This window comes from Thermofilaceae archaeon (assembly GCA_038731975.1).
In the GTDB taxonomy this organism is placed as follows: Archaea; Thermoproteota; Thermoprotei; order Thermofilales; family Thermofilaceae; genus JANXEW01.
Map to the genome: position 1 here is coordinate 19,125 of JAVYQJ010000013.1, position 14,519 is coordinate 33,643.

Sequence of the window (14,519 nt, forward strand, 5' to 3'; positions counted from 1 at the left end):
CTTAAAGGTTGCCTTTGAAGCTGGCTAGGAGGTGAGGAGCTCGTGCACCAGCTGGGCTAAACGATCTTCAGCGATGCTTGCTGCCGCCTTGAGGGCCTCCTGCACGTGCCTCTCGAGTGCCTCTTCAACCCTGAACCCCATTCTCAAGTACCTTTTCGCTTGGAGAACCCGAGCCAGCTCATGGGAAAGCTTCACCAGGAGAGCCTCACGGTCCCCCGATTCCAGGTTCACCTGCAGCTCCTGAAGCTCCCCGCCCAGCTCGTGCGCTAGAACGAGCTTCAGCACCTTGCTCAAGTCGCAGCCGGCTGCCGTAGCGACTTTCACGGAGATCGCCAGCTCCTCGATGATGTGAGCAGCCCACGTTTCAAGAAGCTGCGGTGGGACGCCGTAATCGCTCCACTCGCAGACCACCCTACACCTAACCCTTTCAAGGAGCGCTACTAATCGACTTACAGGTGTTCCCACGCGGGTACAGCGCGCAACCTCTCTTATAAGTTAGCCAGAAGCGGCAACGGTATGCACCACCACACAATATCCGATCCACTGGAGCTGTTTCTCTGCTAATTTGGAACCTCGTAACGGGAGTAGTGGCGCGATGTGGTGATTGGACACCGTGCGAATGAGGGAGCATGGGGGTGGTGCGGGGGCCGGGATTCGAACCCGGGCAGGCCTACGCCAGCGGATACCTTAGCACCCGTTCGAAGCCCTTAAGTTTAGGCCTACGCGATAGACCGCCCCCTTTGTCCTAGCTCGGGCACCCCCGCTGGTGAAAATACGCTCTCCACGGCTTAAAAGCTCTCCGCTACCTTAACGCCTCGTAGAAGAACTGTCGCGCGTCCCTCAGATTCACGATCCTCCTGACAAGCCCCCTTCTCTGCAGCTCCGATAGCGCCCTTCTCACAGTTCTCTCTGGCAGCATTGTTTCTTCCGCGAGCTCACGGGCACTCATCGGCCCTCTAAGCTCCAGCATCTTCAGCACGAACTTCGCGCTGGGCGGTACGTCGAGGGTTTCCGCGAGCTTTTCCCTCAGGGTTTCGCGAACGGAAGGCTTCGAGAAGAGCCTCACTATCCGTACGTCGGTTTCAGCCCGCGCGACCGTAACCCTTTCCCTCACTCTAACCCTAATCCCTCCGTCGGCGACGATCTCGCACGGGTACTTACTTGCAATGCCGCGAACTTCAACGGTCGAGGTATCGGGTATCACTAGCGGGCGCTTCGCTACATCGACGCTATTTACGGGAACCACTTCGAGGACTCGAGCCCCCTCGAACACGATGGCTCCTCCAGCTGAGAGGGCATAAGCGGTTGAGCCGAGAGGGGTCGCTATGATCACTCCGTCGGCTCTATCGCTCCAGACCGGTTCACCATCGATTAGGAGCTCGTAACTCATGAGGGCTGCGCTTTTAGAGGGGAACACGGCGATCTCGTTGAGCGCGTACACAACCAGAGAGCCGTCAACGACGCCCTTCAGCTTGGTGTACGTAGCCAGCTCATACTCCCCGCGGACGACAGCCTCGAGAGCGACGCCCAGCTCCTCCACGCTAATGGAGGTCAGGTAACCGGCCCCACCTGTGCTTACGCCAAGGATCGGCAAGTCCCTCTCGCCAACCGCTTGGACCGCGTCGAGAACGCACCTGTCGTCGCCCAAGGCTATGACCAGGTCAGCCTCGCCAACGTTATCGACCTCGCGCAAGCCGTGGAGCGCTAGCAGCTTCCTTGCCTCCTCAACTTCCTCAAAGTGGCTGTTAATCACCACGAAGACCCTCAGCGGCAAACCTTGTTCACCCCCCACCCGTCGTACCTGACATATTTGCCGGTAAAACCCCCCTTAAAAAGCCGAATGCAAGGGCTTGCTCCGATGGTCTCGATCGAGGAGATCAGGAGGCTGATGGACGAGAAGAAGGCCGTGCTCCTGGCGCACAACTACCAGCGCCCTGAGGTTCAGGATGCAGCGGACTTCGTCGGCGACAGCCTAGAGCTCTCCCTGAAAGCTGCAGAGCTTGAAGCGAAAACCGTCGTGTTCGCGGGCGTCGACTTCATGGCGGAGCAGGCTGCCATCCTAAACCCCGGAAAGGTGGTACTACACCCCGAGCGGCTGGCGAGGTGCCCCATGGCCGCCATGCTGACCTTAGAGCTCGCGAAAGAGTACAAGGAGAAGTACCCGGGAGTCCCCTTTGTCGTCTACGTCAACAGTTGGGCGGAGGTTAAGGCTTTAGCGGACTACGTGGTTACGAGTGCCAACGCCGTTAAGCTCGTTTCCCAGCTTGAGGCGGATAGGGTGCTCTTCGGCCCCGACAGGCACCTCGCGGAGTACGTCGCTGAAGCAACAGGGAAGGAGGTGATACCCGTGCCGAGCGATGGGCACTGCCCGGTCCACTTGGCCATTACGCGGGAGGAAGTTGAGGGCGCGAGGAAGAGGTATCCGGCAGCAAAGGTGCTGGCCCACCCCGAGTGCGTCCGAGAGGTTCGCCGCTTGGCCGATTTTGTCGGAAGCACGAGTCAGATGATTAGGGCGGCATCCGAGCTGGGAGCGAGGGAGTACGTAGTGGCAACCGAAGTGGGTTTGCTCCACCGGCTGGAGAAGCTGGGTTTCAAAGCTCATCCCGCAAGCAGCTATGCGGTCTGCGTCGAAATGAAGAAGATAACCCTGAGCAGCATCCTGAGTAGCCTAGTAAACGGCAGAAACGTTGTGAAGGTTGACGCGAAGGTCGCTCGACGGGCTCGAGAAGCTATAGGTAGGACGTTCGAGCTGCTGGGGGTGCCCCCACCATGGTCGAGGAGCTAATCCACCAGAAGATGCTCGAGTGGCTGGCTGAGGATATTCCGTTCTGGGATGCCACGGCTAGGCTCATTCCAGAGGGCTGCAAGTGCAGGGCTGTCGTTACCGCGAAGGAGCGCGGCGTAGCCGCCTGCGTGGAAGAGGTGGCCGGCTTCCTGAAGCGGTTAGGCTTCAACGTGCGGGCCAACGTAGCGAGCGGTGACGAGTTCCAGAAGGGTAGCGCACTGCTGGAGATCGAAGGTGACTTGAGGAAGCTGCTCCAGGTGGAGAGGCTCGTACTCAACATCCTCTCGCACGCCTGCGGGGTGGCCACCGCGACGCGGGAGGCCGTGAGGCTAGCCAAGGCGGTCAACCCCAACGTAAGAGTTGCTGCCACGAGGAAGACGCTCCCTGGTCTCCGCTACTTCGAGAAGAGAGCCGTCGAAGCGGGCGGCGGCGACCCCCACAGGCTCTCTCTCAGCGACATGATCTTGATCAAGGACAACCACCTCAGGTACTTCGGCTCAGTGGAGGCGGCTGTGAGGGCTGCGAAGAGGGCTGCCAGCTTCACCACCAAGGTCGAGGTGGAGGTCTCGAGCCCGGAGGAGGCGCTTGAGGCTGCTCGAGCCGGTGCGGACATCATCATGCTCGACAACTTCACCCCAGAGGAGGTGGAGGAGGCGATAAGGCTCCTCGAACGCTCCGGGCTGAGGGGCAAAGTTGTCGTAGAGGTCTCCGGAGGGATTAACCTCGAAAACCTTGCAGCGTACGCGAGGGCGGGGCCCGACGTGATCAGCATGGGCTGGCTCACGCACTCGGCGAAAGCGATCGACATGTCTCTCGAGGTCGTGGAGGTGGTCAAGCCGTGAAGGGGGTCTCCCTGATAGGGTGCGGGGCGATAGGCGGCGTGATCGCCAGGGCTATCGATTCCGGGCTGGTCAACGCGGAGCTGCGCTACCTGTTGGACGCCGATCGCGCGAGAGCGGAAGGCCTCGCTCGCAGCTTAACGAGGCAGAGGCCCAAGATCGCTGCGGGCGTGGAAGAAATCGCCGCTGACCCCTTAACGCAGGTGGTCGTGGAGGCGGCGAGCCAGGATGCCGTGCTCCACTACGGGCGGCGGCTGCTCGAGGCAGGTAAGGAGCTAGTTGTGCTGAGCGTGGGTGCGCTGCTAAGGCCGGAGGCCAAGCCAATCCTAGAGCACTTCGGCAGCAGAGTCCACGTCCCCGCGGGAGCTATCGCTGGACTGGATGCGGTGAAAGCGATGGCGCTCGCCGGGATCGATGAGGTCTTCCTCGTGAGCCGCAAGCACCCCGCCAAGCTCGCCGATGAACCCTACGCGAGGGAGAAAGGAATGAGGCTGGAGGGCTTAGAGGAGCCTCTCGTGGTCTTCGAGGGCACAGCGGAGGAGGCGGTCAAGTGTTTCCCCAGGACTCTGAACGTAGCTGCAGCCCTATCGCTGTGCGCGCGTGCTCCGGTGCGAGTCAGAGTTGTGGCCGATCCGAGAGCGGATCGCAATGTGCACGAGGTACTCGTGAAGTCGAAGGCCGGAACCCTCTACGTTAGGGTGGAGAACGTACCCCACCCCAGCAACCCGAAGACGAGCTACCTAGCCGCTCTCTCGGCCGTCGAGCTGCTGAGGGAGCTTTGCTCTAGGCCCTCCCCAGCCGTCTGAGGAGTGCTCTCCGACCCTCGTAGCACTCCGCGTAGATCTGCTTGATCTCATCGAGACTAGGGATCACCGGGCCATTCTCGATGTTCCTCCGGTAGAACATCGCCTCCTCAGCCATGCGGTCGAGCTCACTCTCAGTTACCCCCACGCTTGCAGCGCTGTCGGGGATCCCCACCTCGTCCGCGAGCTTGCAGACGCGCTCAACCAGCTCCTCCCAGCTCCTGAAGTTCAGCAAAGCGGCCAGCTCATCGACTTTACCAACCCTTTCCGCGTAGAAAGCGAGGACGTGCGGGAGCAGAAGCGCGTTGGCTACGCCGTGGTGAAGGTCGTGGTGCACAGTCAGGTAGTAACCGAGCCCGTGCGCTAGCGTCGAGCCGGCTTGGTTGATCGCTACGCCGGCCAGCATACTCGCGTACAGCATCAGCTCCCTGGCTTCACGCGACCCCTTAACGGCTGAGGGGAGGTTGGAGAGGATGATGCGGGCAGCCTCCAACGCGAAGAGGTTTGAGAGGGGTGAAGCCCTCCTGCTGATGAACGCCTCGAGCGCGTGCGATAGCGCGTCGAACCCCGTGCCGGCCACGAGGCGCCCCGGCATGTAATCGGTCACGTCCGCGTCCAGGATCGCCACCCTCGGGACTAGGGCGGGCCCCTGCATCACCACCTTCTTCCTCGCATCCGGATCCACAAGAACCGAGTACTGGGTCACCTCGCTCCCGGTCCCGGTGGTCGTGGGGAGGGCCACTACCGGCAAAGCCTTCTCCACAGCCTTGGGGTATAGGTGGTCGGAGGGTGCGCCCCCCAGCGCCAAGACGGCCGCGATCGCCTTCGCCGCGTCGAGAGGGCTTCCGCCCCCAAACCCCACCACTACATCCACACCCTTGCTCGCCGCTAAGCGCGCGCCCCGCTCGACGGTTCTGAGAGAGGGGTTCGGTTCCACTTCGGGGAAGACAACGACGTCCATGTTGGCCTCCCTCAGGGAATCCACGAGGCGTTGAAGCAGACCGCTACTAGCCGCGAAGCTCCTCCCCGTTACTAGGAGGGCGCGCGAGCCGAGAGAGGCCGCGTAGCGCCCCACCTCGGGTAGGGTGCCTCGGCCGAAGACGATTCTACCGCTCTGCTCAAAGGCGAACCTCATCACAAGCCTCTATGACCTCACCCTTTTTAAAGAGGAAGCCCGGCATCACGGTAAAACCGGCCCCCGGTGTGCTGGATGAGCCTGAGGGATCGCGTTGTAAAGCTCGTGCAGGAGTACTACGCTAGAGAGGGTAGCCCGCCGAGCATGAGGTACGTCGCTAGGACGTTGAGGATCTCTACGAAGACCCTCTACAAGCTGTTCCCCGGCGGCGCTGAGGAGGTGTACAGGGCTGCCGGGATAAAGCGGGAGGATAGCGTTCCCAGCAGCTTTACAGAGTTCCTGCAGCTCTACACCGAGTACCTCCGCTTAAGCGGTCGCTCGGAGAGCGCTGAATCCCTGTGCGGCTTCATCTCGGACGTGCTCGAGCACGTTAGAAGCAGGTTGGGGCGCGCTGCAGCCGAGAGATTGGCGCAGAGCCCTCTCTCCGTGTTCAATAGGGTAGCTAAACTCTACTTGGAGGCGAGGAGGAATGAGAACGGTTAAGCTTGCGGCGCTGCTGCTGGCGCTGGCAGCACTCCCGGTACCGTGGTTCCGCGCCGGCGGGAAGAGCGTCCGAGTCTACGAGATACCCGTCCTTTTCACGGTCACCTACTACGTCGGGCTTGCAGCCTCGGTCCTGGCCCTCGTGAGCAGGGAAAGCATGGCTCTCTTGGCGGCCGCTGTTCTGCTCTCCACGTCGCCCATCTACGCCTACTTCGCGCTAAGGATCGCCGTCCACCAAGTGTCAGTGGCTGGGGGCCCGGTCCTCTGCATCGCCTCGGCGTTTCTCTACGCGCTCGAGTGGGCTAGGGGGCTGAAGAGCAGCAGCGAGCTTTTAAGCGGGGAAGAGGCTGATGAGTGGAATGGTGACGAGGCTGTCAACCGGCATCCCTAAGCTGGACGAGCTGCTCTCAGGCGGTGTACCGGAGGGCTTCCTCACGGCTCTAGTCGGGATGCCCGGTACGGGTAAGACCGTCGCCTGCCTGCACTTCGCTTGGGCCGGTTTGAGGCAGGGTGAGAGCTGCATCTACGTGACGACGGAGGAAAGCCGCGAGAGCATCGTCAGGCAGGCTTCGCAGTTCAAGATGGACTACCAGGCCGCGCTGAAGGAGGGTAGGCTGGTGATAATCGACGCGTTGATGAGGGAGAAGGAGGACGAGTGGAGCCTCCGCGAAGTAACGGTCGAGGAGATGCTCGATAAAGTGATCGCGGCCAAGAAGACGCTGGGGAGGGGGTGCAGAAGGTTGATCATCGACTCGATGAGCGCCTTCTGGCTGAGGGCTCCCGTGAGAGCGAGGGAGCAGAGCTACATGGTGAAGCGCGTGCTCAACAGGTGGGGCTTCACGATATACGCAACCAGCCAGTACGCGATCACGACTGGCTCGGCCTTCGGGTGGGGCATCGAGCATGTCGCCGATGGAATCATCCACTTCAAGAGAACCATCGCCAACGGCGTCCTACGCCGCTACCTGATCATCGAGAAGATGCGGCAGACGCCGCACGACCTCAGAGCCTGGGAGCTCGATATCGTGGACGGGCAGGGCCTAGTCCTCCGCAGACCCCTAGCGCGCAGGATCGAGGATGAAGCGCTACCCCCCGAGGTGATAGAACGCATTCGAAAAGCAGCTTCAAGAGAGGGGTAAAAAGCGGGAGAGTGTACAGGCAGCACGTTGATGAAGCCTCGCATAGCTGAACCGTGAAGAGGAACCCGAGGCTGATGCCTTTCCCAGCTCTTCCAGAGCCCCTGAACCAGCTTGCCTGTCCTGGACATTAGAACATATGGGTGAGCCTCTGAGGTAATAATGTCAACGGCATGCATTGGCATGTCATAGGCATTCTTCCCACGCCGTTCATTAATGTCCCGGACATTATAGGAAAACACCCGTCGCCAAGCTGGAGAAAGGTTAAAAGGCCGGCTCCGAAGGAGAAGCGAAGCCCGGTGGTGTAGCGGTAAGCATGCGGGGCTCTGAGCCGAAAGGCACGGCGAGTACGCCCCCGAGGACCGGGGTTCGAATCCCCGCCGGGCTACCAAGCTTTCACCTACCACCGGCTCACGCTTTTCCGAACACTACTACGACGTCTTTCAGGGCCGGATCATCGTGGAGTTCCGCGTTGGGCAGCTTCCCCAGCAGCTCGGGTAGCAGCTCAACCCGCTTCCTCAGCATCGTTACGGCGGCTCTACCGTGAGGTTTCAGGAGCCTCAGGATCCCGTCCAGCGCGAGAGGGGCTTCGTGCAGAACAGTCACCGAGTAGATTGTGCGGAAGGACAGCTCCCTAAAGGGCATCCTCTCCGCATCTCCGCAGACCAGATCCCCATGCTCGACCCTCCCCCTCACCTTAGCCACCCTGAGCATCTCCATCGAGAGATCGAGGCCCACGCAGTAGCACGGCACTCGCACGAGGAGGAGGCCCGTACCGCAACCCACGTCTAGAACAGGCTCCTCCGGCGCCACGCGGGTTAAGACAGCTTCATGCTTCAAGGCCTGCTCTCCGCCATAAAGCTCATCGTAGACGCCCGCGAGCAGGGAGTAGTCGAGGCTCACGTCAAAAGCCTAACCAACTTCAGTTAAAAGCCCACCTTCTAAGTTTCGGAACAAAGGCGCGGATAAATACCCCTCAACCCATCACCACTACGACCCCAGATGAAGGGGATAGCAAGTAAGAAGGTCTTAACCCTAGCCCTCGGGGCCGTACTCGTAGCAGCGCTGTTAGCCACTGCACCCCTCGCAACAGCCGTTCCAATTAAAGTCTGGCGGATACAGGTTGTAGACCAGACCGGCAGACCCCTTGCCAACGAGGAGATTCTAGTAGCTGTATGGAACGAAACCGGGAACTGCGCCATAGCCTACTTTAAGGGTAAGACTGACGCTGAAGGTAAAGCTACACTAACGATCCTACCCGAGTACGTTCTCGATACCGCGCAGCCCTACACTGGACAGACCTTCAACATCACTGTAGCTATCAACAAATATGGTAGGTGGCTGCTGCTCCACACGAATAAAGGACTAGACTGGAGCACTTTCGTGGCGAACTATATTAACAAGACTGTTACTGCTGACCACTGGTGGTCCTTAAGATTTACAGCGTACACGGACCCCGACGGTGACGGAACCTTCGATACCCCCTTATACTTCAGCACCGGTTTAGGTGAGGATCTGGCGAGCTTCCAAGTGTTTTGGAACGATACGCGCGTGTTCATAACAGAGATCTGGGCTAAGTCAGGCACAGCTACAGCTAAAGCGCTCTTCAACATCTCTGACACAGAGGTTACGTTCACCGAAGTTGGCACGGGATGCTTCATCTTCAAGTTCAAGCCTGTCGTACTTTATAAAGAGGTAATCTGGAACCTGTTCGTAAACAAGGGCGAGTACACGCCCGTGAAAGCAGGTGCTGAAATCCTCAAATTCAATGCTACCGCCAAAACATTAAGCATCATAAATGCAACTCCGATTGGGAAGATTGGTCCAACGATTGCAACAGTGGGATTGACTCCTGTCACTGATGTGACGGATTACGCATACACGGTCTTCTTTAGGGTTAATGTGCTCGACGCCTGCGGCAGCTTGATCGACACTGGTGCCTTTGAGACGTGGAAGGTTTTCATTCAAGCGTTGATTGACAACCGTAACGTGATCCTGAGGAGCGGTACGCCAGCCAAGGGCGTTGCACCGGCTTTCGGCGCTGTTGCGCCGGACTTGAAGTTCGCCTTCTGGGTTCCCGACGTAACGAAAGTTTACGGCAAGAAGTATAACGTTACGGTGAACATCAACTACTACAACGTTCAGGTGTTCACCGCCACCATACCCACCAACGTGACTAGCCTCCCACCATTGACTGATCAGCTCGGTACCTACATGGTTCTAACCACAACTCCTCAAAACGTAAGAGTAATTGACGCTTTCACCTCGGTCGTAAAGACGCGTATTATTGTAAAGGACATGCAGCCCACACCGCAGCCCCTATCCGGTGCCAGACTGATCATCGCCACGGTGGTGGGCGATCCGATCTACTCGGCTACGGGTCCCGGAGGTGCAGCATACCTGCCACCCTTCACAACAACTGCTGTCGCCGAGACGTCCGGAGACTTCGGGAGGGCGTATGCATCGGTCTACAGCGAGAACGGAGTGCCCTACGGCTACCTACCAGTACCTTTCACCTATCGAGCTAGGAGGGATCTCGTTGCAACATACGCTGTGAGAATCTTCTGGGTAATGCCTGGCGGCGAGAACTGGGTGGATGTTACACCGGATCAAAACACGTTTACGCTCAATATTACGGCTCAGATAACACAGGGCTGCCCGATTACGACGTTCACGTTCTTCGCGAAAGTGTTTGAGGTGAAGGTGCGCGTCCTCGATCTATGCAACCAGCCGATTACGCCTGCAGCCTACCCTGGAGCCTACCTGGTAGCCTACCTCGACGGTAAGCGGATTGGAGTTGTCGGCTTGGGAGCGGACGGTACTATGGATGTTGGCCACATACCTGCTGGGAAACTGAAGTTCAGGCTGTACTGGAAGGGCATGTTCCTGAGGGCTAACGTAACGCTACCCGTGGAGCCTGAAATCGACGTTACCAAGAACGTTGCAACGGCTGTAACGCTGGTGTTCCCGATCGGCAACTTGAACATCACCCTCACGATGTGGGACATCAACTACCCGATCTACAATTTGAGCGTGAAGCTGCAGTACATAAAGGATGGTAGAGTTGTGTATGAGGAGCCAGCCAAGGTGACCGACTGTTACGGCAAAGTGACCTTCACTAAAGTGCCAATTCAGCCGCTCACAGTAGACGAGGGTGCCGGCCATACTTACGAGCTGAGGGTTATCGCCTACACGAGGAATGATACACCGTACATTAGGAAGCCGCAGGACGCTGGCTTGCTGGTAGCGAACGAAACGATCAAGTTCGATGTTCTGAAAGTTCACTGCTGGAACGAATACGTCGTACCGACCTGGATCTACAGCTTCAGGGTCATCGCTGTCGACCATACGGGAGCTACGCTGAAGGGCCTGCCGACCGATATTGGCACCATACCTGTAGCAGTACTGCTGAACGACACAGCTTATGGTAAACAGAAGATGTGCTGCCCCGAAATCTGCGCACCACCGACGTGCGTCTGCCCAGCGCCCGGCGAGGTAACTGTAGACTTCCGCATCCTAAACGAGACAAAGGATGAGGCGATCTTCATCTACTACTCGCAGCAGTACTACGACTCCGACCCCGAGAAGGACACCATCGGCATACAGCCTCACATGTTCGTTGCTGGCGCCAAGTACCACTTCATGGTCTTCCACGGCGGAGTCCTCGTCTACAACTACACGATAACGCTGCCCAAGCCCTTCGAGACGAAGACTGTGTTCTTCAACGAGACCTCCATGGAGGTGACCGAGGTCGAGGGTGAAACCTACACTTACACTTGGTTGACGGACGGTAAGGGCAGCATCACCCATCCGATACTGGTGTTCAGGGGAGCTAAGAGCTGGAAGGACACGGGTAAGAGGGCTGACGCGCAGCTGAGGCTTGTAACATGGGTGCAGACGCTCGAGGTGAAGACGCTCACCAACGCCGGCAAGTTCGCTGTACCGTTCCTCAACTTGACGCTCATCAGAACCGACGTGCTCAACTGGACGCTCGTCGGCGGCAAGTACGATGTGTTGTCCAAGCCCGCGTTATGGGCTGGTAAGTGGACCAACTACGCATGGAACGCTGTTGGCGGCGCTGACGGCGTGATCAGGATACAGGTGCCGGTCTGGGTGCCCAGCAGAACAGGTGAGGCGTGGATAAGAAACGTTAAGTTTGGCGCCGAAATCACCAAGGTAGCTGTGCTCGCCGGCAGCAAGTGGAAGAGCCCCGGTGTACCTGACACGCCGAAGGCTTACACTGTAAAGCTCCAGAATGCTACAGGCTTCGATATAACTCACACGCTGTTCGGTTACATCGTTAACTGGAACCACACCGAGAAGAAGATAGTGATCGACGCGAAAGAGTTCTACCCGGAGTGGACTAAGGCTGGCGTAACGTTCAGGGGCAATAACACCTGGTTCTTGGGCGACTTCTGGAACATGACCTACTGGAGCGGTGCGAGCAAGACCGTTAGGACGGTGGCGATGGACGGCTTCTGCGTCACCGTGATTGAACCGCCACCGTGCCCAGGTGAGGCAGAGAGAGGTTTAGCCAACGTACCTGTCTGGGTCACTGCTGTCGGTGAGACTGGCGCGACCTTAGACCTTGCCTCCGGCAGAACCGACACTACGGGCACTGTAAAGTTTGGTCCGCCGGCCGTGTTCGCCTACAAGTTCAGGGTAGACAACTTCACTGGAACTCAGGGCGGATTGCCTGAGATAGATTACACCATCTCTACAAAGCAGAACTTCGAGGATATATTAAAGCCGTACGGGCTTGACGAGGCGAAGGCTAACCTCTGCCCAGAGACTTTGAGTACTACTGTGAAGTTCGGCGAGGAGCACAATGACTTCGAGACTTGCGTCACGTTGAGATGGGAGGCAATTTACCTGTACATCGAGGACTGGAGCGGTAAGCCGCTCGTCAACATGATGGTGGCGGCGACGAAGATGTACCCGACTCCGAGCGGTGGAATCACGACCTTCGCCTTCAGCAGGTCCTTCGCTGGCTCCGCGATCGCTAGGCTGCTGGTCACTCCTGGTAGTGCTTACACGGTGACTGTGTTCTGGCGCGACAGCTACTTGCTCGCTGCTGCTGGAGCGATACCGAGGTACATAAACATCTACGACAGCTTCGCTGACGAGATCACGCCAAGGCTCTTCGCAAGCAGCGTCTTCACAGTGCCAGGCGGCTTCGTAACCTCAGCTGGCGGCACGATAAAGACGTTCGTGTACATCGGCCTGATCGAGTTGAAGACGAAGGAGGGCAAGACGCTGAGCCCGGAGGCTCTGGCCAAGATAACAGTCACTATCACGTGGCCCGACGGTGTGGTCACCCAGGTGAAGCCGGGCACTGACGGCGTTGCCCCGATCATCCTCAACGCGGGCACCGTGAAGAGCTGGCCGCACCCGGCTAGCGCCGCCTACAACCCCGAGTCGCCGCACCCGCAGAGCCCGGCCGGCGACTACAAGGTGGTTGTCGAGTGGGCAGGAGTCGGTAAGATCGCTGAGAAGACGCTGAGGATCCACAGGGCTAAGCTCGACACGCCGGAGGTTAGGGAGCCAGTCTACGTCGACGTGACCGACGTTACGATCACGCTGAGCACGCCGTTCAACACACCGATGGCCGGCGCGACGGTCACCGCCACGAAGCTGGACGGCACCACGCTAACGCTCACCGCTGACGCCCAGGGTAGGATCACTGTACCGGAGGCGCCGCTGGGCAAGGTCGACGTAACTGTGACGACGTGGAACGGCATGCCGATCAACTTCAAGGCTACCGGCGTCACAGGCACTGTCACCGTCGGCAACATCGGTAGGCTGATCGTAACCGTGGTCGGTGCGAGAGGGCAGGGCTTGGAGGGCGCTAGAGTCTCGATAAGCGGCGCAGGCGTCACAGTAGTCGGTACCACGGACTCCGCCGGCAAGTTCGCTCTGGAGCTGCCGGCTGGCAGCTACACTGTGACCGCGGAGAAGGGTGGTAGGACTGCGAGCACGAGCGTAAGCGTGGCTGGCGGCCAGACCGCTGAGACCACTCTGAAGGTCGACGTGTTCATGACGCTGGCCGGCTGGGAGATGAGCTTCAGCGAGTTCGTCGGCCTGCTACTGCTCATCGCGCTGCTGGCGATAGTGCTGTTCATCATCGCCCACGAGTACGCTGTCTGGAGGCGCAGGAGGCTGGCTAGGGCTATCGTCCCTGCCAGGCCCGAGGGCGCATAAAAGCGGATAAATAACCTATTTTTTACCTCTTTTTCTTTTCTTATCCGCTTCCCAGTTAATCTTATCAGCCTTCCCTCAGAGGTGTGCTGTGAGAGTCTACCTGAGTAGGGGTGTGAAGTCTAGGCTACGAAGGCTGGGGGCTCAATCCCCTCTTGACGCAGCCCTCCTCGACCCGGATCTCGGGAGGCATGTTGGGAGGGTTCGGCTCAGCTTGGAGCCCAAGGTTGTCAGTGGGGTTGAGGTTTCCGCGTGGAGAAGGGGTTTGGAGCGCCTCAGCACGGGATGCCGCATGTTAGACCGGCTGCTGGGTGGGGGGCTGGAGGTGGGCTACGTGTACGAGCTGGCGGGCGAGTTCGGCGCTGGTAAGACTCAGCTTTGCCACCAGTTGGCTGTGATGGTTCAGCTTCCGCGGGAGAGGGGTGGTCTCTCGGGTAGGGCTCTCTACATCGACACTGAGGGCACCTTCAGGCCCGAGAGGATCATCAGCATGGCCAGGTACAGGGGACTCGACCCGGAGGAGGCTTTGGACGGGATTGAGTACGTGGAGGCTAGGAGCGAGGGGGCGCTGCTGGCCGCCGTTCTTGCGGCTCGCGGCTCGAGTGCTCGGCTCGTCGTGGTGGATACTCTCGTGGCTCCGCTGGAGGCGGGTGGTGGGGTGGAGGCGCTGGCTAGGAGGCAGCGCGCGGTCTCCAGGCTGCTCTCGATGCTGCGGGAGGCCGCCTCGGGCGGCAGGGTGGTGGTTGTGGCGAACAGGATGTCCGCCGACCGGCCCGCGGGGGGCTTGGCGATGGCTCTGGGCTGCCAGTACAGCCTGCTGATGAGGAAGCTGGGGGGTAGCAGGAGGCTCGTGGAGCTGGTGCGCGCCCCCCACCTGCCCCCCGGCTCCACCGCTGTGGTTCTGGCTGAGGAGGGGGTGCTGGATGCTTAGCACGGGCTGCCGCTGCCTGGACTCGCTGCTGGGCGGTATTGAGCCTCCGCTGGTGCTCGAGGTCGCTGGACCCCCGGCCTCCGGTAAGACTCAGCTTTGCCACCAGTTGGCTGTGATGGTTCAGCTTCCGCGGGAGAGGGGTGGTCTCTCGGGTAGGGCTCTCTACATCGACACTGAGGGCACCTTCAGGCCCGAGAGGATCATCAGCA

The 14,519-nt window shown here is 59.4% G+C and carries 13 protein-coding genes and 2 tRNA genes; 10 read left to right on the plus strand and 5 right to left on the minus strand.

From position 1 onward, the window contains the following. Positions 1–24: 24 nt before the first annotated feature. The 3 genes from QXF46_06525 to QXF46_06535 form a co-directional block, all read right to left on the minus strand. Positions 25–465: a hypothetical protein gene (locus QXF46_06525; GenBank protein ID MEM0226515.1), complete on the minus strand. Its 441-nt coding sequence runs from the start codon at positions 463–465 to the stop codon at positions 25–27. Between the two features lie 171 nt (positions 466–636). Continuing rightward, positions 637–764: transfer RNA gene (locus QXF46_06530), tRNA-Leu, on the minus strand. A gap of 38 nt (positions 765–802) precedes the next feature. After that, the gene (locus QXF46_06535; protein ID MEM0226516.1) at positions 803–1,774 is read right to left on the minus strand and encodes an NAD(+)/NADH kinase; all 972 of its coding nucleotides are present in this window, start codon (positions 1,772–1,774) and stop codon (positions 803–805) included. 84 nt (positions 1,775–1,858) lie between these two features. On the opposite strand from QXF46_06535, the gene nadA reads away from it, so the two are divergent. Genes nadA through nadX form a run of 3 tightly spaced genes read left to right on the plus strand, consistent with a single transcriptional unit; the run spans position 1,859 to position 4,430 of the window. Beyond that, positions 1,859–2,785 (plus strand): quinolinate synthase NadA, encoded by a 927-nt coding sequence (gene nadA / locus QXF46_06540; GenBank protein MEM0226517.1) that lies wholly within the window; start codon positions 1,859–1,861, stop codon positions 2,783–2,785. Then, the gene (gene nadC, locus QXF46_06545) at positions 2,770–3,627 is read left to right on the plus strand and encodes a carboxylating nicotinate-nucleotide diphosphorylase (protein MEM0226518.1); all 858 of its coding nucleotides are present in this window, start codon (positions 2,770–2,772) and stop codon (positions 3,625–3,627) included. Before nadA ends, nadC begins: the two co-directional genes overlap by 16 nt. Further along, positions 3,624–4,430 (plus strand): aspartate dehydrogenase, encoded by an 807-nt coding sequence (gene nadX / locus QXF46_06550; protein ID MEM0226519.1) that lies wholly within the window; start codon positions 3,624–3,626, stop codon positions 4,428–4,430. Before nadC ends, nadX begins: the two co-directional genes overlap by 4 nt. Here the strand turns inward: nadX and QXF46_06555 are convergent. Next, entirely contained in the window at positions 4,408–5,562 is a 1,155-nt protein-coding gene (locus QXF46_06555; GenBank protein MEM0226520.1) for an iron-containing alcohol dehydrogenase, read from the minus strand. The two genes, nadX and QXF46_06555, sit on opposite strands and share 23 nt — an antisense overlap. Positions 5,563–5,637: 75 nt before the next feature. Here QXF46_06555 and QXF46_06560 point away from each other — a divergent pair, with 75 nt between their 5' ends. The 4 genes from QXF46_06560 (at position 5,638) to QXF46_06575 (ending at position 7,572) form a co-directional block, all read left to right on the plus strand. Then, complete coding sequence (locus QXF46_06560; GenBank protein ID MEM0226521.1) at positions 5,638–6,045, plus strand: TusE/DsrC/DsvC family sulfur relay protein; 408 nt, start codon at positions 5,638–5,640, stop codon at positions 6,043–6,045. After that, the gene (locus tag QXF46_06565) at positions 6,032–6,436 is read left to right on the plus strand and encodes a hypothetical protein (protein ID MEM0226522.1); all 405 of its coding nucleotides are present in this window, start codon (positions 6,032–6,034) and stop codon (positions 6,434–6,436) included. The genes QXF46_06560 and QXF46_06565 overlap by 14 nt, the downstream gene beginning before the upstream one ends. Beyond that, complete coding sequence (locus QXF46_06570) at positions 6,405–7,184, plus strand: KaiC domain-containing protein (protein ID MEM0226523.1); 780 nt, start codon at positions 6,405–6,407, stop codon at positions 7,182–7,184. The genes QXF46_06565 and QXF46_06570 overlap by 32 nt, the downstream gene beginning before the upstream one ends. A 290-nt stretch (positions 7,185–7,474) precedes the next feature. Then, positions 7,475–7,572: transfer RNA gene (locus tag QXF46_06575), tRNA-Gln, on the plus strand. Between the two features lie 20 nt (positions 7,573–7,592). Here QXF46_06575 and QXF46_06580 read toward each other — a convergent pair. After that, positions 7,593–8,084: a class I SAM-dependent methyltransferase gene (locus QXF46_06580; GenBank protein ID MEM0226524.1), complete on the minus strand. Its 492-nt coding sequence runs from the start codon at positions 8,082–8,084 to the stop codon at positions 7,593–7,595. Positions 8,085–8,183: 99 nt separating this feature from the next. Between QXF46_06580 and QXF46_06585 the strand changes: the two genes are divergently transcribed. The 3 genes from QXF46_06585 to radA all read left to right on the plus strand — a co-directional run. Further along, positions 8,184–13,382: a carboxypeptidase-like regulatory domain-containing protein gene (locus QXF46_06585; GenBank protein ID MEM0226525.1), complete on the plus strand. Its 5,199-nt coding sequence runs from the start codon at positions 8,184–8,186 to the stop codon at positions 13,380–13,382. A gap of 88 nt (positions 13,383–13,470) precedes the next feature. Continuing rightward, the gene (locus QXF46_06590; protein MEM0226526.1) at positions 13,471–14,310 is read left to right on the plus strand and encodes an AAA family ATPase; all 840 of its coding nucleotides are present in this window, start codon (positions 13,471–13,473) and stop codon (positions 14,308–14,310) included. Continuing rightward, positions 14,303–14,519 (plus strand): DNA repair and recombination protein RadA (gene radA, locus QXF46_06595; GenBank protein ID MEM0226527.1); only part of this gene is annotated, 217 nt, incomplete at its 3' end. The genes QXF46_06590 and radA, both read left to right, overlap by 8 nt.